At 58.8% G+C, this 23,966-nt stretch carries 23 protein-coding genes; 7 read left to right on the plus strand and 16 right to left on the minus strand.

Translation table 11 applies throughout. The annotated features are described in order from the left end of the window. Positions 1-14: 14 nt before the first annotated feature. Together L1P08_RS11330 and L1P08_RS11335 are read right to left on the minus strand one after the other, a co-directional pair. Positions 15-1,040 carry an ABC transporter permease gene (locus L1P08_RS11330; RefSeq protein ID WP_303617121.1) on the minus strand — a complete coding sequence of 342 codons (1,026 nt, stop codon included), beginning with the start codon at positions 1,038-1,040 and terminating at the stop codon, positions 15-17. Beyond that, positions 1,021-2,565, minus strand: coding sequence for a sugar ABC transporter ATP-binding protein (locus L1P08_RS11335; RefSeq protein WP_438268462.1), 1,545 nt, complete (start codon positions 2,563-2,565; stop codon positions 1,021-1,023). Before L1P08_RS11335 ends, L1P08_RS11330 begins: the two co-directional genes overlap by 20 nt. Before the next feature lie 216 nt (positions 2,566-2,781). On the opposite strand from L1P08_RS11335, the gene L1P08_RS11340 reads away from it, so the two are divergent. Further along, entirely contained in the window at positions 2,782-3,807 is a 1,026-nt protein-coding gene (locus tag L1P08_RS11340; protein ID WP_303617123.1) for a LacI family DNA-binding transcriptional regulator, read from the plus strand. On the opposite strand, the gene L1P08_RS11345 is transcribed toward L1P08_RS11340, so the two are convergent. The 7 genes from L1P08_RS11345 to ffh all read right to left on the minus strand — a co-directional run bounded on the left by L1P08_RS11345 (position 3,804) and on the right by ffh (position 11,642). Beyond that, positions 3,804-4,385, minus strand: a complete 582-nt coding sequence (locus L1P08_RS11345; RefSeq protein ID WP_303617124.1) for a TetR/AcrR family transcriptional regulator — start codon at positions 4,383-4,385, stop codon at positions 3,804-3,806. The genes L1P08_RS11340 and L1P08_RS11345 overlap by 4 nt on opposite strands. A 145-nt stretch (positions 4,386-4,530) precedes the next feature. Further along, positions 4,531-7,359, minus strand: a complete 2,829-nt coding sequence (locus L1P08_RS11350; protein ID WP_303617125.1) for an FAD-binding and (Fe-S)-binding domain-containing protein — start codon at positions 7,357-7,359, stop codon at positions 4,531-4,533. A 174-nt stretch (positions 7,360-7,533) separates the two neighbouring features. Further along, positions 7,534-8,091: a 50S ribosomal protein L19 gene (rplS, locus tag L1P08_RS11355; RefSeq protein WP_303617126.1), complete on the minus strand. Its 558-nt coding sequence runs from the start codon at positions 8,089-8,091 to the stop codon at positions 7,534-7,536. A gap of 241 nt (positions 8,092-8,332) precedes the next feature. Further along, positions 8,333-9,016, minus strand: coding sequence for a tRNA (guanosine(37)-N1)-methyltransferase TrmD (gene trmD, locus L1P08_RS11360; protein ID WP_303617127.1), 684 nt, complete (start codon positions 9,014-9,016; stop codon positions 8,333-8,335). After that, entirely contained in the window at positions 9,013-9,555 is a 543-nt protein-coding gene (gene rimM, locus L1P08_RS11365; RefSeq protein ID WP_303617128.1) for a ribosome maturation factor RimM, read from the minus strand. The genes trmD and rimM overlap by 4 nt, the downstream gene beginning before the upstream one ends. A 2-nt stretch (positions 9,556-9,557) precedes the next feature. After that, the gene (gene rpsP, locus L1P08_RS11370) at positions 9,558-10,007 is read right to left on the minus strand and encodes a 30S ribosomal protein S16 (RefSeq protein ID WP_303617129.1); all 450 of its coding nucleotides are present in this window, start codon (positions 10,005-10,007) and stop codon (positions 9,558-9,560) included. Positions 10,008-10,052: 45 nt separating this feature from the next. Beyond that, positions 10,053-11,642 carry a signal recognition particle protein gene (ffh, locus tag L1P08_RS11375; protein WP_303617130.1) on the minus strand — a complete coding sequence of 530 codons (1,590 nt, stop codon included), beginning with the start codon at positions 11,640-11,642 and terminating at the stop codon, positions 10,053-10,055. A 381-nt stretch (positions 11,643-12,023) separates the two neighbouring features. Between ffh and L1P08_RS11380 the strand changes: the two genes are divergently transcribed. Then, positions 12,024-13,121 carry a hypothetical protein gene (locus L1P08_RS11380; protein ID WP_303617131.1) on the plus strand — a complete coding sequence of 366 codons (1,098 nt, stop codon included), beginning with the start codon at positions 12,024-12,026 and terminating at the stop codon, positions 13,119-13,121. Positions 13,122-13,124: 3 nt separating this feature from the next. Here the strand turns inward: L1P08_RS11380 and L1P08_RS11385 are convergent, their stop codons facing one another. After that, a complete protein-coding gene (locus L1P08_RS11385; RefSeq protein ID WP_303617132.1) occupies positions 13,125-13,322 on the minus strand; it encodes a hypothetical protein in 198 nt (65 codons plus the stop codon). Positions 13,323-13,466: 144 nt separating this feature from the next. Here L1P08_RS11385 and L1P08_RS11390 point away from each other — a divergent pair, with 144 nt between their 5' ends. Beyond that, a complete protein-coding gene (locus L1P08_RS11390) occupies positions 13,467-14,702 on the plus strand; it encodes an aminopeptidase (RefSeq protein WP_303617133.1) in 1,236 nt (411 codons plus the stop codon). 3 nt (positions 14,703-14,705) lie between these two features. Here L1P08_RS11390 and L1P08_RS11395 read toward each other — a convergent pair whose 3' ends face one another. Next, positions 14,706-16,622, minus strand: a complete 1,917-nt coding sequence (locus L1P08_RS11395; protein WP_303617134.1) for a tetratricopeptide repeat-containing sulfotransferase family protein — start codon at positions 16,620-16,622, stop codon at positions 14,706-14,708. A 271-nt stretch (positions 16,623-16,893) separates the two neighbouring features. Here L1P08_RS11395 and dapF point away from each other — a divergent pair, with 271 nt between their 5' ends. Genes dapF through L1P08_RS11415 form a run of 4 tightly spaced genes read left to right on the plus strand, consistent with a single transcriptional unit; the run spans position 16,894 to position 21,000 of the window. After that, positions 16,894-17,763 carry a diaminopimelate epimerase gene (gene dapF, locus L1P08_RS11400; protein WP_303617135.1) on the plus strand — a complete coding sequence of 290 codons (870 nt, stop codon included), beginning with the start codon at positions 16,894-16,896 and terminating at the stop codon, positions 17,761-17,763. After that, positions 17,760-19,031, plus strand: a complete 1,272-nt coding sequence (gene mtaB / locus L1P08_RS11405; protein ID WP_303617136.1) for a tRNA (N(6)-L-threonylcarbamoyladenosine(37)-C(2))-methylthiotransferase MtaB — start codon at positions 17,760-17,762, stop codon at positions 19,029-19,031. The genes dapF and mtaB overlap by 4 nt, the downstream gene beginning before the upstream one ends. Continuing rightward, positions 19,028-20,398 carry a signal recognition particle-docking protein FtsY gene (gene ftsY / locus L1P08_RS11410; protein ID WP_303617137.1) on the plus strand — a complete coding sequence of 457 codons (1,371 nt, stop codon included), beginning with the start codon at positions 19,028-19,030 and terminating at the stop codon, positions 20,396-20,398. The genes mtaB and ftsY overlap by 4 nt, the downstream gene beginning before the upstream one ends. A 2-nt stretch (positions 20,399-20,400) precedes the next feature. Continuing rightward, positions 20,401-21,000 carry a septation protein A gene (locus tag L1P08_RS11415; protein ID WP_303617138.1) on the plus strand — a complete coding sequence of 200 codons (600 nt, stop codon included), beginning with the start codon at positions 20,401-20,403 and terminating at the stop codon, positions 20,998-21,000. Between the two features lie 14 nt (positions 21,001-21,014). Here L1P08_RS11415 and L1P08_RS11420 read toward each other — a convergent pair whose 3' ends face one another. From L1P08_RS11420 to ccmA, 5 genes are read right to left on the minus strand one after another with little or no spacing between them, the layout of a single operon-like run. After that, entirely contained in the window at positions 21,015-21,560 is a 546-nt protein-coding gene (locus L1P08_RS11420) for a DsbE family thiol:disulfide interchange protein (protein WP_303617139.1), read from the minus strand. After that, positions 21,557-21,736 (minus strand): heme exporter protein CcmD, encoded by a 180-nt coding sequence (ccmD, locus tag L1P08_RS11425; RefSeq protein ID WP_438268410.1) that lies wholly within the window; start codon positions 21,734-21,736, stop codon positions 21,557-21,559. The genes L1P08_RS11420 and ccmD overlap by 4 nt, the downstream gene beginning before the upstream one ends. Beyond that, positions 21,733-22,494 carry a heme ABC transporter permease gene (locus L1P08_RS11430; RefSeq protein ID WP_438268411.1) on the minus strand — a complete coding sequence of 254 codons (762 nt, stop codon included), beginning with the start codon at positions 22,492-22,494 and terminating at the stop codon, positions 21,733-21,735. Before L1P08_RS11430 ends, ccmD begins: the two co-directional genes overlap by 4 nt. 34 nt (positions 22,495-22,528) lie before the next feature. Next, positions 22,529-23,194, minus strand: coding sequence for a heme exporter protein CcmB (ccmB, locus tag L1P08_RS11435; RefSeq protein WP_303617140.1), 666 nt, complete (start codon positions 23,192-23,194; stop codon positions 22,529-22,531). Continuing rightward, a complete protein-coding gene (ccmA, locus tag L1P08_RS11440) occupies positions 23,191-23,832 on the minus strand; it encodes a heme ABC exporter ATP-binding protein CcmA (protein WP_303617141.1) in 642 nt (213 codons plus the stop codon). Before ccmA ends, ccmB begins: the two co-directional genes overlap by 4 nt. Positions 23,833-23,966 lie beyond the last annotated feature (134 nt).

Raw genomic sequence — 23,966 nt, forward strand, 5'->3', positions numbered from 1 at the left:
TGCCGGGCCGGAATTCAGGTTTTGGGCTTGCGCCGGGCACTGATATTGGCGCGCTGCAGATAGACCGCGACGATAATGATGACGCCCTGAACAGTGCCGTTGAGATAGTTGGAGATGATATCCGTCAGATTGAGGATATTGGCGATGGCGGTGAGAATCAGCGCGCCGATAACCGTGCCGCCGACCCGGCCAAAGCCGCCCTTGAGCATGGTGCCGCCGATAATAACCGCCGCGATGGCCTCGAGTTCCCACAATACGCCGGTTGCCGACGATGCCGAGCCAAGACGGGGCACATAGATGATGGTCGCCAGGCTGACGCACAGCCCCTGCAGGACATAGGTGATCGTCTTGATCCGGTCGACCTTGATGGCCGAATAACGCGCCACAGCTTCATTGGAGCCGATGGCCATGCAATAGCGCCCGAAGGCTGTACGGTTCATCAGTACCCAGCCGGCAATGGCCACCAGCACGAACACCAGAACCGGTATGGGGACGCCCAGCACGGAATCGTAATAGACCGGGCGGTAGATGTCGCGCACCGGGGACTGGAGTGACAGGGTCCCACCATTGGCGAAATAGGTAACGAGCGAGCGGTATATGCCCATGGTGCCCAGCGTGACGATGAACGCCTCGATCTTGCCCTTGGTGGTCATGAAACCATTGATGAACCCGGCGCCGATCCCCAGAATGACGGAGCAGCCGGCCCCGATCAGTACCGTTGTCAGCGATACCCCGAATGTGTCGGCGGCCGCGTTCATGATGATAATCATCATGCCGGCGATGAAGGCCGCCATGGACCCCACCGACAAATCGATGCCGCCGGCTGTGATAACAAAGGTCGCGCCGACCGCGATGATGCCGATAAAGGCCGAGCGGGTCAGCAGGTTGGAAATATTGCCCTCGCTCAAAAACAACGGGTTGAGCGAATAGCCGATGATCACCAGGATGATCAGGGCGATCAGCGGCCCGGCCGTCTTGAGATCAATGCGGGGTTTTCCTGCCGGTTTCATCTGCGAGGTCTCACGCGCTAAGTCGCTCATTATTTCCCGTTCCTCTGGGTCCCAGGCCCGCGGCATGGCGGACGATATTGTGTTCTGAAATTTCTGCGCCTTCGAGCGTGCCGGCGACATGGCCCTCGCGCATGACAACCACACGATGGCAAAGGCCGATGATCTCCTGCATTTCCGAGGAGATCACGATGATGGATTTCCCTTCGGCGGCGAGGGCGGCGATGATGTGGTACAGTTGTTGTTTGGTGCCGACATCGATACCCCTTGTGGGTTCGTCGATAATGATGATGTCGGGATCGGCTTCCATGGTTTTGCCGAGCAGAAGTTTTTGCTGGTTGCCGCCGGAAAGCTGCCCCACATTGACGGAATTGTCACGGGCGCGGATATCAAAGCGGCGCATGGCGCGGTCAAGGGCATCGGTTTCGCTGCGATCGTTCAGAAACAGGTTTTTGACATGGCGCGCGAGGGTGAACAGCGTCAGGTTTGGCCGCAGGCCCATATTGAGCAACAGCCCCTTACCCTTCCTGTCCTTGGTCATATAGACCAGACCTTTGGCAAGGGCTTCGCCGACATGCCTGAAATCGACCTTTTCGCCCCTAAGGGTCACCGTGCCTGCGCTTGGGGGTGCAAGGCCCACCGTTGCTTCAAGCGCTGCAGTGCGGCCCGAACCGATCAGGCCGGAAAACCCCAGGATTTCGCCCTGACGCAGGGTGAAGGAGACATTGTCGACGCCCGGTGCGGAGAGATTTTCAACCTCGAACACCACCGGCGCATCGGCATCAGGTTCCTTTTTGGGCGGGTAAAGATTGGACAGTTCGCGTCCGACCATCATCTGGGCAATGGCATCGGCGCTCAGATTGGTGGCGTCAACGGTGGCAATCAGCTGACCATCGCGCAAGACAGTGACCCGGTCAGCCAGACGTTTGACCTCATCGAGTTTGTGGGAAATGAAAACAATGGCCACGCCGCTTTGGCGCAGGCGTTCAATCTGTTCAAACAGCGCTTCGGATTCGGTGACCGAGAGGACGGCGGTGGGCTCGTCCATGATCAGTACACGGGCGTCGCGGCTGATGGCCCGGGCGATCTCGACCATTTGCCGGTCGGCGATGGGCAGATCCTTTATGCGGGCTGTCACATCGATATGCATATGCAAGAGATCTAGAATGCGGGCGGCCTCCCGCTGCATGTCTGTGCGGCGCAAAAAGCCGTTCCGGGTCATCTCGCGGCCAAGGAAAATACTTTCCGTGACGGTCAGATGTTCGGCGAGATTGAGTTCTTGATGAATGACGACAATCCCCAGGGCCTCAGCCTGCCCGTCAGGTGGCAGAATGGCGGGGTTGCCCTCGAAACGGATCGTGCCCGAGGTCGGGGCCTCAAGTCCGGAGAGGATTTTCATCAGGGTGGATTTGCCGGCACCATTCTCGCCAACAACGGCATGGACTTCGCCGGGCTTGATGTCGAAATCAATGGAAAAAAGGACAGGCACCTCGCCAAAGGATTTGGAAACCCTTTCGGCAGACAGGATCGCGCTTGCCGCCTGTGGCGTGCCCTCCATCATCATACAGATGCCCTCCCCGGCAGAACTGGCTATTGCTGCCAATCCGTGTATTGTCGGCGTTGTAAACCTTTTCATTCGCTGTGTAAAGGTTTACATTGGGGGTGAAATGACAGATTTAAGCTGCATTTCCAGCTTCTGGTGATAGAAGACCCCATCGCGTGACCGCTGCAAGGAGGCTTTGGGAGCCTTTTGTGCAGCTCGGGGAGTGTGGCGTTGAACAAGCACAATGTTGCGACCATCGAAGATGTGGCCCAGATTGCCGGGGTGTCGATTGCCACTGTGAGCCGGGCCATCCATACACCCGCCAAAGTGGCTGACACGACACGGCGCAAGGTGCTCGAGGCGGTGGCGCAAACCGGTTATACGGCCAATGCCATGGCGCGCAGCCTCAGGATGCGCCGCTCCAACATGATTTTGATTCTGGCGCCGGATGTGGGCGACCCGAATTTTTCCAATATTCTGGTGGGGCTGGAAACCGAGGCCTCCAAGCGCGGCTATGGTGTATTGATTGGCAATACCCAGAATGATCCGGCCCGTGAAGCGGATTATCTTGGTTTTATCGCGTCCAACAAGGCGGACGGGCTGATTCTTTTGACCGGGCACTTGCCGTTCGGGCTGGCGGAGAATGGCGGGGCTGCCAAATTGCCGCCGGTGGTGGCGGTCAATGAGCCGGTGCGCAATGCGGATGTGCCTTTTGTGGGGGTGGATAATTTCGCCGGGGCGCGGATTGCGACCGATTACCTGATTGCCCAGGGCCATCGGCGCATCGCCTTTATCGGCCATTCAACCTCGAAAATGGTCTCCATGCTGCGCGAGGAGGGTTATCGCGGTTCCCTGGCTTCTGCCGGGATTGCGGTTGATCCGGCTCTGGTGCTCGATGGGGAGGGGACGACTGAAAGCGGCCGGGCGGCGGTTGAGCACATGTTCGTGCGCGACCATCTGCCGACGGCCTTCTTTTGCGTCAATGATGCGACGGCCCTTGGGGTGTTTATCGCGCTATCGGCGCGTGGCTATGAATTGCCGCGTGATTTCTCGGTCATGGGGTTTGACGATATTTCGCTGGCCAGTTTCGTCACGCCATCGCTGACAACCATGAAGCAGCCCCGGTTGAACATTGGGGAGGCGGCGATGGAACTGTTGCTGACGCTGCTGGAAGACAAGAAACCGCATTCACGTGAAATGCTGTTGCGCTCCGAGCTGATCGTGCGCAATTCCGTGCGTACGATCACCAGTGTCTAGTCGGTGAAGCGGCGCAAGGCTTCGTTTTCTTCGCTTTTCACCGGGGCGAGATCGCCCAGAATGGCATTGAGCAGCAAACGCCCTTCAAGGGTGGCCACGATATTACGGGAATGGCCTTCGGCAACGCCGGGGGGCACTTCGCGTTCTTCATAGGTGCGCGCGGTGAGAACCTCGACAAGGGTCAGATAGTAGGATTGCACCGAGGCCCGGAATTCGGGCAGGCGGGAAATGGCCTCAAAGAACATGGCGAAATACCGTGCCATATCGATATCAGCGCGATTGGCAACGTCCTGGGGCAGGCTGGCATAATGATCTGCCAGAATGAGCCGGATATCCCGCAGGGGGAGTTGCGCCATTTTGTCGAAATCGGTCGCCTCGAGCGGCTGGATGAAAAATGTCGAGATGATCTCGGCGTAGATTTCATCCTTGCTTTTGAAGTGGTGATAAAATGCGCCCTTGGACAGACCGGACTTTTGCAAAATCTGATTAACCCCGGTGCCATCAAAGCCGTGGTTGAGAAACAGCTCAAAAGCCGCAGCAACAATGCGCTCGCGCGTGGTTGGGGCAATGGCGTCCATAAGCAAACTCCCTGCGGCAATTGAATAATACTTTGCAGACCGCCCGGTCTTTACCTCTTTCATATTAGCGACGTCAAATCAACAACGGGTAAATACACGGGTATTTATCCGTTGATGGATGTTTTAACTGATTTGAATGCTCATGTTATGCTGGCGGGCGGCTGACATATTCAAGCAGGCTGGCAAGGCCGACAAACGGGATGCCGAGATGATCGCTGAGGCCGGTGGCGCAAGTGGTCACCGTGGAAATGCCGATCCGGCAGGTGTCCGGTACATCGTTTTTGGCAAAACGCAGGGCATGCGCGTTGAGCTCAGGCTGATACATGCCCTTGTCACCGGCATAGCCGCAACAGGTGACCGAAGACAAGACAGCAATTTCCTTTGCACAGGCCTTTACCAGCGCCTCGGTGATGGGCTGTTCGTTCATCCGCTGGGCCGAGCAATTGTGATGGATGGCCACAACCGGCAGGGGCTGGGTGATCGCGAGATGCGGCAAGACGTTTTGTAGCAGGAATTCGGCACTGTCGGCGACAGGCAGACCGTCATGCTTGAGGTGCAGCGAACAGGTCGACATGTCGGTGACCATGGGCAGGCTATTGTCCGGATTGACCGCTTGAAGGCTCGTTTGCAGCTTGCTACCGACTTTTTCCGCTTCTTGCGGAAAGCCTTTTGACTGGAAGGGCTGGCCGCAACACTGGCCGTTCAGATTGTCGGGCAATACCGGCTCATAGCCGGCGCGGGTCAAAAGGGCCAGCATGGCTTCTGTCACGGGCAGCAGATCAAGATCTGTTTTGGGGGCACCGAACATGCGCGACGCACAGGCGGGAAAATAAACGATTTTGCCCCGTGGTGCCTTGGTATTCGCTGCAGGCTGTTTGGGGGTGCCGGGGCCGGGCTTGAGATTGCGATTGGGTTTGGGAATCTTATGACCTGAAAACGCATTGAGGGCCCCGGAAACCGAATCGACAATGCCATCACCCACAATATTGCGCGCCACGCCCTGGGCGGCGACGCCGGTGCGCATCAGCGTTTCGATCGTGCCGGTATGATCGGCCATGAAACCGGCAATTGCATTAGCAGAGCCGGAACGTTTGCGGTCGCGCCGTCCCAGAATCATTGTCCCGGTTTCAATACCGACCGGACAGCGGGTGGAACAGAGATTGCACGCCGCGCAGGTGTCCATGCCCGCATGGACAAAGCCTTGTTCGAGGGCTGCCAGCAGGTCATTGCCATTGCCTTCACGTTCCAGCCGCGCCTGTTCGCGGGTGACGACAATGCGCTGACGTGGTGACAGGGTGAGGCCAGCCGAGGGACAGGCGGGTTCGCAAAAGCCGCATTCAATGCAGAGATCGACAATATCGTCGGCCACTGCCATTTCCTTGGTGTCCTTCAGGTGCAGTTGCGGATCGTCATTGAGCATGACGCCGGGGTTGAGCAGCTTTTCACCGTCCAGCAAATCCTTGATGCGGTGCATCAGGCCATAGGCGCGTTTGCCCCATTCCTGTTCGACAAAGGGCGCGATAGCGCGGCCGGTGCCGTGCTCGGCTTTCAGGGAGCCTTGATAATCTACCGAGACAAGCCGGGCGAGATCGGCCGAGAACGCATCGAAACGGGCGACTTCACTGGGATTGGTGAAATCGGTATGCATCTGGAAATGCAGGTTGCCCGCAAGCGCATGCCCGAAAATAATGCCATCTTCATAGCCATGCCTGTCGAGGGTCTCGCGCAGATCCCCCACCGCGTCGGCGAGGCGATGGATGGGCACGGCGACATCTTCGGTCAGCATGACGGTGCCTTTGGGCCGGCCGGAGCTGCCCGAGGCGAACAGACCCTTGCGCACATCCCAAAGCCCGGCCTGCAATGCGGGGTCCTTGGTGAATTGCGGGGTAGAGAGTGCGCCAACTGCCATCAGGGCTGCGGAGGCTTTGGCCACTTCCGCGTCCAGCGCTGCGTCGGTTTCGGCCATGATCTCGATGAGAACGGCGGGCGAGGTATCGTTGAGCAGCGGCAGGAAGGGCTGCATGGCCGGCTGATCCTCGACTGTTGCGAGGGCCCGGCGTTCCATAAATTCAGCGGCGGAAACGCCGGCATGATGAGCCGCCTCAACGCCCTGCGCTGCCTTGTGATTGGAGGGGAAGGGCACTAGCGCCGTGGCTTTGTGCGGATGGTCGGGCACGGTATTATAGGTAATCTCGGAGACGAAGCCGAGCGTGCCTTCCGAGCCGACAATCAGATGGGTCAGGATATCGATGGGATCATCGAAATCGGCCAGTGCATTGATCGAATAGCCAACGGTATTCTTGATGGCATATTTGCGCCGGATCAGATCGATCAGTTCATTGTCGCGTTTGACCTCGGCGGAAAGCTTTTCCAGCCCTTCAATGATATCAGGGCGTTTGAGGCGGAAGGCGTCGCGGGAAGCGGGGTCGCCGCTGTCGAGCAAAGTGCCATCGGTCAGGATGATCCGCAGCCGGTGCATGGTGTGATAGGTGTTTTGCACCACGCCGCAGCACATGCCGGAGGAATTATTGGAGACAACGCCGCCGATCTTGCAGGTCGCCTGGCTGGCGGGGTCCGGGCCGATCTTGCGGTCAAAGGGTTTCAGCGCCTTGTTGGCATTGGCAACGATAATGGCGGGGCCAAGGGTCACCCTTTGGCCTTCGTCGAGGATCTCGACCTTGCGCCAGCCATCACCAAGCACGCAAAGCACCCCATCGGTAATCGCCTGACCGGAAAGCGAGGTTCCCGCTGCGCGAAAGGTCACGGGCAGGTTTTCGGCGCGGGCCGCCTTGATCACGGCGCGCACTTCGTCCTCGGTATTGACGATGACCACAAGGGCCGGGACGAGGCGAAAATAGCTGGCATCACCTGAATAGGCATAGGTATAGAGCGGGTCGGTCTTGATGCGCGCAGCCGGAATATCCGCCTCGAGCCGCTTTGCGGCGCGTTGGCCGGCCAGTTTCTTCTCGCTCATTGTAAGCTCCTCTTCCGGCTAACTTGTAGCGCAACATTAAAAGATGTTGAACTCCCCGGCGGTGGAAATTTGCCGGGGCAGGCGGGGATCATAACCGGTCAAAGGCAGCAATGAAAAAACCCCGGACCTTGCGGGCCGGGGTTTTAAAACAGTCAGGCGTCAAAGCTTGAAGCGTTATTCGCTCTTGGGCTCTTCGGCAGGTGCCTCTGCAGCCGCAGCGGCTTCTTCAGCGGCCTTGGCTTCTGCGGCAGCAGCCTCTTCAGCGGCGCGCTCGGCGGCGAGGGCAAGAGCTGCTTCCTCGCGCTCTTTTTCGCGCTGGGCACGGGCTTCCAGAGCGGCTTCGCGCTCGGTCTGCTCGATCTTTTTGGTGCGGGCGCTGGTCGATTCGAAAATACGCGCCGATTTACCGCGACGATCGCGCAGGTAGTAAAGCTTGGCGCGCCGGACCTTGCCGCGCTTGAGAACTTCGATCTTGTCGATGTTCGGGGAGTAGATGGGGAACACACGTTCCACGCCTTCACCATAGGAAATCTTGCGTACGGTGAAGCTTTCCATGAGGCCGGAGCCCTGACGCGAAATCACAACGCCTTCATAGGCCTGCAAACGCTCACGGGTACCTTCGCGCACCTTGACCCAAACCTTGACGGTATCGCCATGGGTGAAGTCAGGGGTTTCGCGCTTGGCGGCCAATTCCTCGGCGTGCTCTTTTTCGAGCTGCTGAATAATGTTCATTTCAATAATCCGTTTTTGATCTTTTCAAAGGGGTGTTTACCGGATGCGGTTCAGCATCCTTTTCACCCGGTCTTGGTTGGACGGAGTTTCGTCGCGCGGGTCATACCTGAGGATGGGCCAAGAGTCCAACAGAAATAAGTGCGGTTTTACTGATGTCGGCAAGGTTATCCATGAGAACAGGCATAGAATCTGTCACCCGGCGCCGTGAAAGCGGCCCTTTATTACTGATGATCAGTTTGCATCAGGTCTTTTTCAGGTCCGGCCGGCGGGCGCGGGTCAGGGCTTCACTCTCGGCACGGCGCCATTTCTCGATTTTGCCGTGATCGCCGGAGGTCAGGATTTCAGGGATCTCATGGCCCTCAAAATTCTGCGGCCGTGTGTAATGGGGATATTCCAGCCCGCCGGATTCAAAGCTTTCATCATCTCTACTGGCCTCGGCGCCCAATACACCGGGGATCAGGCGGGCCACGGCTTCAAGCAATACCATGGCGGCAACTTCGCCCCCTGCGAGCACATAATCGCCGATCGAGATTTCCTCGAGATTGCGGGCATCAATGACGCGCTGGTCGACGCCTTCAAACCGGCCGCAGACAATAACCGCGCCGGGGCCAAGCGCCAGTTCGCGGGCCCGGGCCTGGGTCAGCGGTTTGCCGCGCGGGCTCATCAGAATGCGCGGGCGCGGATCGTTTTGAGGGGCCACATGGTCGATGGCACTGGCCAGAATATCGGGTTTGAGCACCATGCCGGGGCCGCCGCCCGCCGGGGTATCGTCGACAGTGCGGTGCTTGTCGGTGGCGAAATCGCGCAATGCCACGGTATCAAGTGACCAGAGGCCCTCATTAAGCCCCCGGCCGATGACCGACACGCCCAATGGGCCGGGAAACATATCCGGGAACAGGGTGATGACCGAGGCACGAAAGCTCACGCTTCGCCCTCGACAATAATTTCCTCGGGCGGATTAACGACGAGATAGCCCTCGGCGACATGAATTTCGGGGATGACTGCGCGGGTGAAGGGATAGAGCACGGATTTGCCGCTATTGGCCCCGATCTCAATCAGGTCATCGGCACCAAAGTTCGGCACGGCCAGCACACGGCCCAAAACGGTGCCATCTGTCAGGCGGCCTTCAAGCCCGATCAGGTCGGCATGATAGAAATCATCCTCGTCCATTTCATCGGGCAGGTGGTCGCGGGGAATATAGAGTTCGACACCATTGAGCTTTTCGGCAGCATCACGGTCAGCAACACCGGCGATACGGGCAACAATGACGGTTTTGGCCGGCCGGGCGGAGAGGATGGTGATCTCAAGGCCGGGCTTGTTCGTCGATAGCGGCGAATAGTCCTTGATGCTGACCGGGTCTTCCGTGAAAGACTGGATGCGGACTTCGCCGCGAATGCCATGGGCCGCACCGATGCGGCCCATGAGCACGAGCGTTGTGTCCGGGCTGTTGGTCTGCCCGGCCATGCTTATTCTGCCTTGGCTTCTTCAGCAGCAGCAGCTTCTTCGGCCGGTGCCTCTTCAGCGGGTGCTTCTTCAACGGCGGGTGCGTTGGCGGCTTCTTCGGCTGCGGCCTTGGCGTCAGCTTCAGCCTGGGCTTTTTCTTCAGCACGTTCCTTGGCTTTTGCGCCTGGCTCGGCCTTTTTCGGGTTGTTGCGGGCTTCGCGCTTGATCAGGCCTTCGGCATCAAGGAAGCGGGCAACACGGTCGGTCGGCTGGGCACCAACGGAGAGCCAGTGACGGGCGCGCTCAACGTCGAGCTTGATGCGCTCTTCGGAATCCTTGGGCAGCATGGGGTTATACGAACCGATACGCTCGATGAAACGGCCATCGCGCGGCGAACGGGCATCGGCAATCACCACGTGATAGTAAGGACGCTTCTTGGAACCACCACGGGCGAGACGCATTTTAAGGGACATTTTTTACTCCTGAGATAATCTTGGCTTTGTTTGAATGTGTTCGGTTTATTTCTTCTTGGTCGGCAGGCCGCCACCCAATCCCGGCAGGCCGGGAAAGCGTGGTGTGCCCAGACCGGGCAAAGCAGGTTTTCCGCCGCCGAGTTTTGCAAAATCGGCAGGCAGGGATTCGGTGATATCCTTGGGCATTTCCTGGGGCAGGGCTGATGGGTCCATGCCCATTTGCCGCGCCATCTGCTCAAGTTGTTTGGGGTCCATACTGGACAGGTCGGGCATGCCGCCACCCTGACTGGCAGGCATTTTGCCGCCCATCATGCCGGCGAGCGCGCCCATGCCACCGCCGCGCGAGACTTTTTTCATCATGTCGGCCATTTGCCGATGCTGCTTGATCAGCTTGTTAATGTCGGAGACCTGCATGCCGGAGCCGGCAGCGATGCGCTTGCGGCGCGAGGCGTTGAGAAGTTCGGGGGCGGCCCGTTCCTTCTTGGTCATGGAATTGATGATGGCGACCTGGCGATCAAAGACCTTTTCATCCACCTTGGCGTTGGCCATGGCTTTTTTCATCTGGCCCATGCCCGGCATCAGGCCCATCAGGGCGCCCATGCCGCCCATTTTTTTCATCTGCAATAGCTGGCTTTTCAGGTCTTCGAGATCGAAATGACCCTTTTTCAGCTTTTTGGCCATTTTCGCCGCGTCTTCGGCGGAAACGTTCTCGGCAGCCTTTTCGACCAGCGCGACAATGTCGCCCTTGCCCAGAATACGGTCGGCGATGCGGCCGGGATGGAAATCCTCAAGCGCATCCATTTTCTCGCCGGTACCGATGAGCTTGATCGGCTTGCCGGTGGCGGCCCGCATGGAGAGGGCGGCACCGCCGCGGCCATCACCATCAACACGGGTCAGCACGATGCCGGTAATATCAACGCGCTCGTCAAAGGAGCGGGCCAGATTGACCGCGTCCTGACCGGTCAGGGCATCGACAACCAGCAGCACTTCATGGGGATCGGCGATCTGCTTGATCTCGGCGGTTTCCGCCATCAGCTCTTCGTCGATATGGGTCCGGCCGGCAGTATCGAGAAACAGGACGTCATAACCGCCCAGTTTGCCCTCTTTTGCGGCCCGCGCGGCAATCTCAACCGGCGTCTGGCCGGCGACAATCTCAAGCGTGTCGACGCCAACCTGCTCGCCCAGCACCTTGAGCTGTTCCATGGCGGCGGGGCGGCGGGTATCGAGCGAGGCCATCAGAACTTTCTTGTTCTGGCGGTCCTTCAAACGCTTGGCGATCTTCGCCGTCGTTGTGGTTTTGCCCGAGCCTTGCAGACCGACCATGAGGATGGTCACCGGCGGATTGGCATTGAGCGAAATGGTGTTGGCTTCTTCGCCCAGCACGCGCACCAGTTCGTCATGGACGATCTTGATGACCTGCTGGCCGGGGGTCACCGATTTGGTGACTTCGGCACCAATGGCGCGTTCGCCGACCTGTTCGGTAAAGGCACGCACGACTTCAAGGGAAACGTCGGCTTCGATCAGCGCGCGGCGGATTTCGCGCAGCGCTGCGTTCACGTCCGCTTCGCCAAGGGCGCCGCGGCCGGTCAGGCCTTTGAAAATATTACCCAGACGATCGCTGAGAGTATCGAACATCTATTTTTCCCTTTTCCCGCCCATAAACCAGAAAACCGATATGGGGTTTAAAACCCCAAAACCAAATTACACCCGCGGGCGCAACGCGCTGGCGGGTGGGGACCGTGGGCCTCTCGGGCACACTAGTGGCTCGGTTCGTCTGGCTCTTTGGCAGAGTTGGCGGTTTATAAGGGAAAGCCTGTCCCCAAGTCAATCCGCTGTGGGGTCATGGTTGCCGGGCGGGCGGCACCGGTTCCTGTGCGGGCCGGGCAAAACTTGCCGATTAAAGGCATGTTTTGCCGCCTTTTCGCTAATGCCATGTTTTCAAGCCATTGTAAAACATATGAAATTTGTTGGCACGCAATATGCAAATCCATGGGCAGGATACGGAGATATGCGCCCATGACCAGTATCAATGCCACGAGCTATAATCCCTATTACGACAATAGCTATGCCGGTACAGTCGCTGCGGCCAATGCCGCAAAAGCGGGGCAGACGACGAGCGCGCCGGGCACTGCAACGGCTGCCGGGTTTGATCAGGCAACGGATATCGTCTTGTCGGATGCGGCAAAGGCTGTGCTCGCGGGCAAGGATTTTACGACGATCTCGACCGATATGCGCCAGACGCTTGATGGCCTCCTGTCTGACGCCGGTTTGTCCTCGCCCTACAAGGATGGCGCGCTGGCGATTGATCTGACGACAATTGACCGGCGCTCGCTTTATGCGATGGCCAGCAATGGGGGTGACCTGTTCAATGCCGAGGAGCAGAAGGCGGCGAAATCAGAGCTCGCCCGGCGCTTTGATGCGGCTTTGGCCGGGCCGGCGGCTGTCGCGCGAATTACCGGGGATTTGACGGACCTTTATGCGGCAGGGGCGGCGCATATGGATGGGGCCAGTGCCGAGGAAAAGGCGAGCCTGGTCTGGATTGCCCAGCGGGCGGCCCTGACCGAGGCGCAGGCAGCGGTCAAAAATGATCCCGGTTCCTTGCCGAATGTCGCCAATGATCCGGTAGCGAACTATCTGGTGCGGGCCGAGACCGGCGAGGTCGATCAACCGCGTCCGTTCGATAGTGTCGCCAGGGATGTGCGGGTTGTGCTCGACAAGCAATATGCCGATGCAAGGGCTGGGGGCGCGGCGAACCCGAAGCCGGATTACGGCCAGTTTGGCAGCCGGTCGCTGGCCGCCATTGTCCTTAATCAGGGGTCGCTGTTTTCCGATGCGGAAATCATGAGCGCCAAGGGTGAAATGCGCACGCGCTCGAGCGCGACCTTGCTGGCCTGTTCAACCGAAGCGGGTAAATCAGGCGACCCCACCGCATTGGCCAAGAACATTATCAGCGCCTTTGCCTCGCTGAGTGTGGAAGAGCGGGCAGCGGCAGGCTGGAGCGAGGCGCTTTATCAAACCGCGCTGTCAAATTACGAAAGTTCGGCCAAACTGGCGCAGATGTTTGGCACCAGCGAAGCCTCTGCCGGGGCGAAAACCCTTTTGAGCTTTCTTTAGGCCCTAGCGTTTGGGCCGGGCGAATTCGGCTTCCAGCTGACGTTCAATCTCGACAAGATCCTCGGGCAGGGGCATGCCGGTTGCGCGCATCTCGCCGAGCATTTCATGAATGCGTCCCGCCAGTTCATGCTTGTCTTCAGGCTGGTTGGTCATTTGCTCAAGCGCTAGAAAAATACCGGCTTTAAGATCTTCAAAGGCCATTTCAACATCCTCTTGGTTGCTGCTAAGCTTCACATATTGCGTGGCATATATCCATGCATTTCGACGGGCGGATAGCCGCGGCGGTACTGGAAATCCGCGCCGCGATCCGCCATATAAAGCGTTCACGCCACAAGGAATTTCATCATGCCCCATACCCAATTCGCCACGCCCATCGACAAGCTTGCCGAAGTGGCGATCAAGGTTGGCCTTAGATTGGAAGAGGGGCAGGATCTGGTGATGACAGCGCCCATGGCCGCCTTGCCGCTGGTGCGGCGCATCACCGAACATGCCTATAAGAACGGGGCGGGGCTGGTGACGACGCTGTTTTCCGACGAGGAAATGACGCTGGCGCGCTATCACCATGCCCCCGATGCCAGTTTCGACAAGGCGGCGGGCTGGTTGTACGAGGGCATGGCCAAGGCGTTCGACAATAATGCGGCGCGGCTGGCGATTGCCGGCGATAATCCGCTCATGCTGAGCGGTGAGGACGCGGCAAAAGTGGCGCGGGCCAACAAGGCCAATTCCACAGCCTACAAGCCGGCGCTGGAAAAGATCGCCGGGTTCGATATCAACTGGAACATTGTCTCCTACCCCAATCCCAGCTGGGCCAAGGTGATGTTCCCCGATGATCCCGACGAGATTGCGATCGCCAAGCTGGCGCATGCAATTTTTGCAGCCTCGCGGGTTGATGTGGCCGACCCGATTGCGGCCTGGGCCGAGCATAATGCCAATCTCAAGGTACGTTCGAGCTGGCTTAACGGGCAGAATTTCGCGGCTCTACATTATACCGGGCCGGGCACTGATCTGACGCTCGGGTTGGCGGACGGGCACGAATGGCATGGTGGTGCCTCAACGGCCAAGAACGGCATTACCTGCAATCCCAATATTCCCACCGAGGAAGTGTTCACCACCCCGCACCGGCTGAAAGCGGAGGGCTATGTGCGCTCCACCAAGCCGCTGTCACATCAGGGCACGCTGATCGATGATATTGAGGTGAAATTCGAGGGCGGCAAGATTGTCAGCGCCAAGGCGAGCCGGGGCGAAGAGGTTTTGCTCAAGGTGCTCGACACCGATGAGGGCGCGCGCCGTCTCGGGGAAGTGGCGCTGGTGCCGCATTCCTCGCCGATTTCCGCGTCGGGCCTGTTGTTCTTCAACACGCTGTTTGATGAGAACGCGGCCTGCCATATCGCGCTTGGCCAGTGTTATGCCAAATGTTTCAAGGGCGGCGACACCATCACCCCTGATGAGGTCAAGGCGCAGGGCGGCAATGCTTCCCTGATCCATATTGACTGGATGATCGGGTCGGACCAGATCGATATCGACGGCATTACCCAGAGTGGCGAAAAAGTACCGGTGTTCCGCAAGGGTGAGTGGGCCTAAGGGCTACCCATCCACGGGCCCTTCGGCCAGGACTTCCAATAGCGGGTTCAGCGCCTCGCCATAACGGTCGGCGAGCTTGACGGAGGTTTTGTAGATCGGCTGGCGCACCTGAGAGAAGCTGGCGGTTTTGACCTGCCGTTCGTTCTTGTGAAAATCAAGAACGGCCGGGTCCCAGTCCAGCCCGCAATGGGCGAGGAGGGCGCGGGTTTCGCCCTCCTGATCGGCGACCAGTTTTTCATAGTCGACATCATGGATGGCACCGGGCAGCACCTGGTGCCAATGGCCCATCAGCGTGCGATAGACATTGTGATAATTGCCCAGTTCGCTCAGGTCATAAGCATAGCGCAGACCGTTGCCGGCGAAATAATTCTTGAAGATCGACAGGCAATTATCGGCGGCTGAGCGGCGGCAATGAATGATCTTGGCATTGGGCAGCATCAGCTTGATCAGCCCGATGCGCCAGAAATTGGTTGGCATCTTGTCGGTGATGAACCGCGCCTCGGGGGCCAGTTTATGCAATTTCTCCAGATAGTCTGTGCCCAGTTGCCCGAAATGTTCCGGCGGCATATCGGCGATTTGCGGGGCCATGAGACCATTATCGCCGATCATGCCGTTCGCGCGCATCGGTTCCGCCAGAAAGCGCAATTCACCGGCACCATGAACCTGTGGGTGGCTGGCTAGAATCTGCTCAACCAGACTGGTGCCTGACCGGGGCATGCCGAGGATGAAGATTGGTGCGTCGTCCGGATCGCCGGTCTCTTTGTGTTTTTCAAACAGGGCGGGGGTGAAGATTTCACGGATACGATCCGCTTTCACCTGTTCCTGGGTGCTGTCATAGGCATAGTTTGCGCGGCGGATGGCATTGGCTTCGAGCACATAATCGAATGCGGTTTGGTAGGCTTTTTGGTCTTCACCAATTTTCCCAAGGGCAAAGGCGAGATGCATGCGGTGCAAACCACCCGGTTCGGCCCGCTGATAGGCGGCCCGCAGGGCTTCGGTGTCGCTATTCTCTGTACTGTGCCGAATAAGATTGGCGATGCCGCGATGCGCCTCTGAATGATCCGGGTCGCGGGCAAGTGTCTGCCGATAGGCGGCCAGCGCCGGCTCGGTCTGGCCGGCCTGGCTCAGCATCCGGCCCAGATTGTAATGGGCATCGATAAAACCGGGATTGAGGGCGATTGCCTGGTGATAGGCCTTAATGGCCTGATCGATGTGGTCGAGACCGGCATAAGCGCGTCCCAGATTACTGTAAAATCCAGCCTGCGGCTGCAATTGAATGGCTTTGAGAAGCACGGGTATGGCGGCGTCAAACCGTTCGGCGAGACAGAGTGCCCAGCCGAGATTGTTGTGAAGATTGGCATTGCCGGGCTGAAGGCGGGTCGCGGCCAGAAATGCAGCGGCAGCGGCATTTGCGTCTTCGATGGCCAGAAAGGACAAGCCCAGATTGTTGTGCGCCTCGGCATAGCGGGGGGCATTTGCGAGGGCTCTTTTGAATTCGGGAATAGCTTCGGCGTGCTTGCCCTGCGCCTGCAATACCACACCAATATTGTTGTGAACCGCAGGGTTTTCAGGATCAAGCGCGCCCGCCCTGCGATAGCATGCGAGGGCTTTTTCAAATTGCCCGGTTTCGCGATGAATGAGGCCGAGATTATTGTAATAGGCCATTTCGTCGGGCCGGGTGGCGATGGCGCAGGTGATATGCTTGGCCGCGGCCTGATGATTGCCCATAAGGCGTTCGGTCAGGCCAAGCAGGTGGTTGGCATCGGCATGGCCGGGGTCGATGGTGAGGATTTTCTGATAGAGCGTTTTGGCTCCTTGCAGCTCGCCGCGCTGTTGTTTGTCGATCCCCTCTTGCAGTAAGGCGTCAACATGCGCTGCGTGAGCCGGATTCAATTGCGGCGGCGGGGTGCGATTTTTCATTGGACCGGTTTCGGGGTTTGGCGTCGTGACGCTGGTTTGAATCAGGTCCCGTTCCCCCCGGACAGGCGCGTTCATCACTGAGCCGGAATGGGGTGAGAATGTGACCGTCAGTGTCACAAAATTGTGTATGAGAACGCACAGAAAAGTCTCGCTTGACGCTTGCCTGCCAGCAGGGTGCATTTTGCTGCAACCCTGAGTTGCAAGCGCGAACTGGAAATTGCCACCATTCTGCGCCATATAGGGCGTCAACAATGATGTGGTGTGGACCTCAATGGCCAACGCGATTGCCTATTTGAAGATGAACGGCCTCGGCAATGACTTTGTCGTGGTTGACGCCCGTGCGTCCAAAATCCGGTTTTCCCCGGCGCAAGTGCGGCGGATTTCCGATCGCGAGACGGGCATTGGCTGCGATCAGTTCATTGTCATGGAACCCGCGCCCTATCCCGGTGCTGACTTGTTCATGCGCATCTATAATGAGGATGGCAGCGAGGTGGATGCTTGCGGCAATGCCTCGCGCTGCGTCGCGGCGCTGGTGGCTGAAGAGCTGGTCAAGTCCGAGATATTGATTGCCACCAATGCCGGCCTGCTTGTCGCCCAGGTGAATGGCGATCAGGTCACTGTCGATATGGGCAAGCCGAAATTCGACTGGCAGGATATTCCCTTGAGCGAAGAATTCCGCGACACCCGCGGTATCGAATTGCAGATCGGGCCGATTGATGCGCCGGTGCTGCATACCCCCTCAGTGGTCAATGTCGGCAATCCGCACGCGGTGTTCTGGGTCAGTGATGATCCGGAAAAATACGGGCTGGAGCGGTTCGGTCCCTTGCTGGAAAATCATCCGATCTTTCCTCAGCGGGCCAATATTTCGCTGGCGCAGGTCATTTCACCCGACAAGATCCGGGTAAAGGTCTGGGAACGGGGTGTGGGGCTAACCCTTGCCTGCGGCACGGCGGCTTGTGCAGTGGCCGTATGCGCGGCACGGACCAGACGGTCTGGCCGCAAGGTGACCATTGAATTGCCCGGCGGTGCCTTGCAGCTTGAGTGGCGCGAAAGCGATGATCATATCCTGATGACCGGCCCCTGGGCGCTGGACGGGCGCGGTGAACTGCCCGCCGAGCTGATGATGGAGCCTGCCGCATGACCGGTATTGAAACCCTGACCTTTGGCTGCCGCCTCAATACCTATGAGAGCGAAGTGATGAAGACCGAGGCGGAGAAGGCCGGGCTGGACGATGTGCTGATCGTCAATTCCTGCGCGGTCACCGGCGAGGCCGTGCGCCAGACGCGCCAGGCGATCCGCAAGGCCCGGCGCGACAATCCCGAGCGGCGTATCATTGTCACCGGTTGCGCGGCGCAAACCGAGGCGGAAACCTTTGCGGTCATGCCCGAGGTCGATCTGGTGATCGGCAATGGCGACAAGCTGAAGGCGGAAACCTATCGAAAGCTGACTTTCGGGGTGAACCTCAACGACAAGGTGCAGGTCAATGACGTCATGTCAGTGACCGAAACCGCCGGGCACCTGATCGAGGGGATGGACGGGCGCGCAAGGGCTTTTGTGCAGGTGCAGAACGGGTGCGACCATCGCTGCACTTTCTGCATTATTCCCTATGGCCGGGGCCCGTCGCGCTCAGTGCCGATGGGGGCGGTTGTCGAGCAGATCAAGATGCTGGTGGGCAATGGCTATAAGGAAGTGGTGCTGACCGGGGTCGATATTACCTCCTATGGGCCGGACCTGCCGGGCACGCCGACCCTTGGCAAGCTGACCCAGCAGATTTTGCGGCATGTGCCGGATCTGCCGCGATTGCGGATATCATCGATTGATTCGATCGAGGCGGACGAGGCCCTGCATGAGGCGATTGCCAGTGACATGCGGCTGATGCCGCATCTGCATTTGTCGCTGCAATCGGGCGATGACATGATCCTGAAGCGGATGAAGCGGCGGCATTTGCGCGCCGATACGCTTGAATTTGTCCATGCTGTCCGCCGGGCGCGGCCGGACATGGTTTTTGGTGCCGATATCATTGCCGGCTTCCCCACGGAAACCGATGAGATGTTTGAAAACTCGATGAAGATCGTTGAAGAGGCTGATCTGACCTATTTGCACGTATTTCCCTATTCCAAGCGGCAAGGCACCCCGGCCGCCCGTATTCCCAACCAGGTGCCCAAGGCAATTGCCAAGCGCCGGGCGGCGGCTTTGCGGGCGCTGGGCGACCAGCAATTCGCCAAATTGTGCCAGAGCCGGGTTGGCAGAACAGAAAGCGTATTGGTGGAGCGTCCCGGCCTCGGCCGGACCGAACAGTTTGTGCCTGTCAGTCTTGTCGAAGGGGTGCAGGGTGATGTCATGGACGTCAGGATTACCGATGTGAACAGTACCGGGTTGACCGGAGAAGCGGTCAGGACGGCGGCATGAGTGATGAGAAAAAACCGGGTCTGTTTTCTCGCCTGTTCGGGCGGGGCAAAAGCGAAGATGCGCCACAGTCCGACAAGGACAAGTCCGAGGATATCCCGCTAGCACCGGTTCCCGGTTTGCCGTCGGGCGATGCGGCGATGTCGCCGAATGCGGCTCCGCGGCCGATGGATTCCGATGCGCAGGATGTGCCTGAAGAAACCACGTTTGATGAAGAGGCGGTGCTCAAAGCCAAAGTGGCCGCCGAGCGGGCATTGGCGGAGGCGGAAGCGGCTGAGCCTTCTGAGGCTGTCGAGGCTTCCCCACCCGCAAAACCGGCGGAAGTGGATGAGATACCGGCGGTCATTGACGAAGACCTGACTGATCTCGATCCCGGTCCGCCCGAGACAACACCGGAATGGATTGAAGAGCATGCGGCCGGGACGGCTGATGCACGGGAAGCGGCACCGGCAAAAAAGAGCTGGTTCCAGCGCCTGAGTTCGGGGCTGAAGCGGTCGTCAGATCATCTGACCGGCAATATCGCTTCGGTGTTCACCAAGAAAAAGCTCGATCAGGCGACGCTTGATGAACTGGAAGATATTCTCATCCAGGCCGACCTCGGGGTCGATACGGCGATGACGATCACCGAGGCGCTGGCCCGGGACCGGTTCGACAAGGAAATTTCGGTTGAAGATGTGCGTCAGGTTCTGGCGGCGGAGATCGAAAAGGTTCTTGAAACCGTGGCGCAGCCGCTGATGATTGATGCGGGCAAGAAACCGTTTGTCATTCTCATGGCCGGGGTCAATGGCTCGGGCAAGACCACAACGATTGGCAAGCTGGCGCAGAAATTTTCCGCCGATGGCAAAAAGGTGATGCTGGCGGCGGGCGACACGTTCCGGGCGGCAGCCATCGAGCAATTGCAGATCTGGGGCGAGCGTACCAAGACGCCGGTTGTTATCCGGCCAGCAGGTTCCGATGCGTCGGGTCTGGCGTTTGATGCGGTAACTGAGGCGCGGGCGGCGGGCAGCGATATCCTGATTATCGATACGGCCGGGCGGTTGCAGAACCGCGATGAGTTGATGGCGGAGCTGGAAAAGATCATCCGGGTGATCAAGAAGGTTGATGACAGCGCGCCCCATGCGGTTCTCCTTACTTTGGACGCAACCACAGGACAAAACGCGCTCAATCAGGCCGAGATTTTCCATAAGCGCGCCGGGGTGACCGGCTTGGTGATGACCAAGCTGGATGGTACGGCGCGGGGCGGTATTCTGGTGGCGATCGCCAGGAAATTCGGCCTGCCTGTGCATTATATTGGTGTCGGCGAAGGTGTCGACGATCTGGAAAGCTTCGCGGCCAGGGATTTTGCCGAAGCCATAGCCGGTAGGGAGTAGACATGGCTGACGAGACGAAACTGCCCGCAAACCAAACAGGTGACCTGAAACCGCAGCTGATCAAGCTGGCGCTGGAACTGGGGCCCCTGGTGATCTTCTTTTTCGTCAATGCCCGGGCGGATATTTTTGCGGCGACCGCCTGGTTTATGGGCGCGATGGTGATCTCCATCGCCGTCAGCTGGTTCATGATGAAGCGCGTGGCGATCATGCCTTTGGTGACCGCTGTTGTTGTGCTGGTTTTTGGCGGGCTGACGCTTTACCTGCAGGATGACACCTTCATCAAGATGAAGCCGACCATCGTCAATATATTGTTCGGGGCCGTGCTTTTGGGCGGGTTGGTGTTTGGCCAGTCGCTGCTCAAATATGTGTTTGGTGAGGTCTACAAGCTGAGGCCGGAAGGCTGGCGGATATTGACCGTGCGCTGGGGCCTGTTCTTTCTGGTGCTGGCGGTGCTCAACGAGGTGGTTTGGCGCAATTTTTCCACCGATGCCTGGGTGTCCTTCAAGGTCTGGGGCATCATGCCGCTGACGCTGGCATTCTCGTTCTTTCAGCTGAGGGTACTCACCACGCACGCGATCACCGAGGAAACCCCTGCCGAATAGCGATCGATTTCAGATCAATCGGCCAGGCCGGCCGCAGCAAGGGCTGGCAATAGCGAGGTTGTGACCGCCTTCTCCGAGAGGGGGCCTACATGCTTGTAGGTGATAATCCCCTTTGCATTGACCACAAAGGTCTCCGGCACGCCATAAACGCCCCATTCAATGGCGACGCGGCCATTGGCGTCGGCCCCGATCCGCTGATAGGGATTGCCCAGTTCCGAGAGGAATTTCCGGGCATTCTCCGGCGCATCCTTTTCGTTGATGCCGTAAATGGTCACGCCGTTTTCTTGTGCGAGCTGCATGAGCAAGGGGTGTTCATCGCGGCAGGGGATGCACCATGAGGCAAAGACATTGACCAGGGTCACCTGACCCTTGAGGTCATCGGGTCCAAAACCTTCTATGCCAATCGTCTCGTCAATCGGCGGCAGGGTCATGGCCGGCACCGGCTTGTTGAGCAGGGCGGAGGGGATGAAATTGGGGTCGCGGTCGATATTGAGCGCAAAAAGGGCGACCAGACCAATCAAGAGCGCGAGCGGGGTCAGCAGCAGGGCAATGCGTTTCACGTTTTCGGCTTCCCGTTTGCCGTGCCACGGCGAATACCCATGGCATCGAGGGCTTCAAGGCGGGCTTTTTGGCGGCGGGCATCGATTGCGACCATGCCGATCAGGCCAAATGTCACCAGCGCCACACCCAGATAGGCGAAAAAAATAAAGGTTTCGTGCGGGCCAAGATCAATCATTTCACCGCTCCGTTGGCCTGTTTGCGTTCAAGCGAGCGGACCCGCCGGCGCAAAACCTCGCTGCGCATGGAAACCAGATGCAGGGTGAGGAACAAGAAGGTGAAGGCAAAGGTCATCACAAATAACGGGATATAGATTGAGGGCGGCATGGAAGGCCCCCCGGCGCGCAAGACGCTGGCAGGCTGGTGCAGGGTGTTCCACCAGTCGACCGAGAACTTGATCACCGGAATGTTGATCGCGCCGACAAGGGTCAAAACGGCGATCAGTTTGGCGGCGCGCAACTGGTCGTCAAAGGCGCGCCAGAGGGCAATCAATCCCAGATACATCAGCAAAAGGATGAGGGTTGAGGTCATGCGCCCGTCCCATTCCCAATAGGTGCCCCAGGTGGGACGGCCCCAGAGCGCGCCGGTATAAAGCGCCATGGCGGTAAAGGCTGCGCCCAAGGGGGCGGCGGCTTTCATCGACACATCGGCCATGGGATGACGCCAGACAAGGGTGCCAATGGCCGAGGCTGCCATGAGCACATAGCAGAACTGGGAGAGCCAGGCATTGGGCACGTGGATATACATGATCCGCACCGTGTCGCCCATCTGATAGTCTTCTGGTGAATTGAAGAAAGCGTACCAGAGCCCGAGCGCGAACATGAGGGTGGTGATCACGGCCAATGGCCAGATCAGGGGGCGCGACCAGATCAGGAACTGGCCGGGATGGGCCAGTTTGTCGAACCAGTTCATCGGTTTTGCGGTGTCTGGGCTCATGCATTCGTTCCGGTGCCGGGATTGGCCGGGATTGTTATTCCTGTGTCAGTTTAAGCGCAAGCGCTGCAGCAAAGGGTACAAAGGCGACAGAGACAAGGCTGATGCCGCCAAGAAACAGCATGGCGGCGGTTTCGGCATCCGGTCCCGCATTGGCATTGATGGCCCCGACACCGAAAATCAGGATCGGTATCGATAGGGGCAATATAAGGACCGGTGCGATCAATCCCCCGCGACGTAGTGACACGGTAATCGCCGCCCCGACAGCGCCAAAGGCGGTGAGGGCCGGGGTGCCGAGCGCCAGCGAAATCAATGTGCGCGTGAAAATGGTCATGTCCATATTGAGCATGACGGCCATGAAAGGGGTGGCAATCATCAGCGGCAGGGCTGTGGTCAGCCAGTGGGCGATGATTTTGGCAAAGGTGATGGTTTCCAGCGAAAGGGCGGCATGGCGCATGGCCAGAAGTGAGCCATCCTCGTGATCGGCGCGGAACAGGCGGTCCATGGCCAAAAGACTGGCCAGAAAGGCGGCGATCCAGACAATGCCGGGGGCGAGACGCGCCAGCACGGCCTTGTCGGGCCCAATGGCAAAAGGGGTGATGGTGCCGACCATGATGAAAAACAGCACAAGGGTGAGCATGTCGCCGGAACTGCGGGTGGCAAGCTTCAAATCGCGCCGCAAAAGGGCATAAAAAGCGGTCATGCTGTTGCCCCAAGGTCGAGCGTTTTGATGCGCGATGCGGGCTTGAGCGCCAGATCGAGATGGGTTGCGGCAATCACCAGCCCACCCTGATCGAGATGGGTGTCAATCAGGCCGGCAATCCATTTGTCCCCTGCGGCATCAAGGGCGGAGGTGGGTTCATCGAGCAGCCAGACGGGGCGGGGGGCGGCGAGCAGGCGGGCGAGCGCCAGTCTGCGGGTCTGCCCGGCAGACAATAATGCGGCATCCAGATCGGCTGTGTGCCCGATTCCCGCCGCTTCAAGCGCATTGGCGGTGTTGGCGGGGTCGCCGCCATTGATGCTGGCCCAGAATTTTAGATTTTCATTAACGCTGAGGTCGGGTTTGACGGCGCTTTGATGGCCAATAAAATGCATGTCTTCGCCCGGCCGCTGTTCGGGGTCGCGGCCCTGCCAGACAATTGTGCCCTGCTGGGTGTGCAAAAAGCCGGCAAGGCACATCATCAGGCTGGTTTTGCCCGCGCCATTGGGGCCGCGCAGCAAAAGCGCGGTTCCGGGGGCGACGCTGAATGACAGATCGGCGAATATCTCGCGTTCTCCGCGCAGACAGGTCAGGCCGGTCACATCGAGGTGACGGGGGGCATGGATTCGGGCGTGGTTCATCACGTCACCTTGATATGCGGTAAAAGTCGAGACTGGCAACCTTAGAATCATTTCAGTATAAGGCCCGTGACGACCCGGCAAGGAGGCCGGTTTGATACTCCTCTTACTCCCCGTGCCGCGTGGCCTGGTAGGAC

The sequence above is a fragment of the Mariluticola halotolerans genome, assembly GCF_021611515.1.
GTDB classification, from domain to species: domain Bacteria; phylum Pseudomonadota; class Alphaproteobacteria; order Rhizobiales; family Devosiaceae; genus Mariluticola; species Mariluticola halotolerans.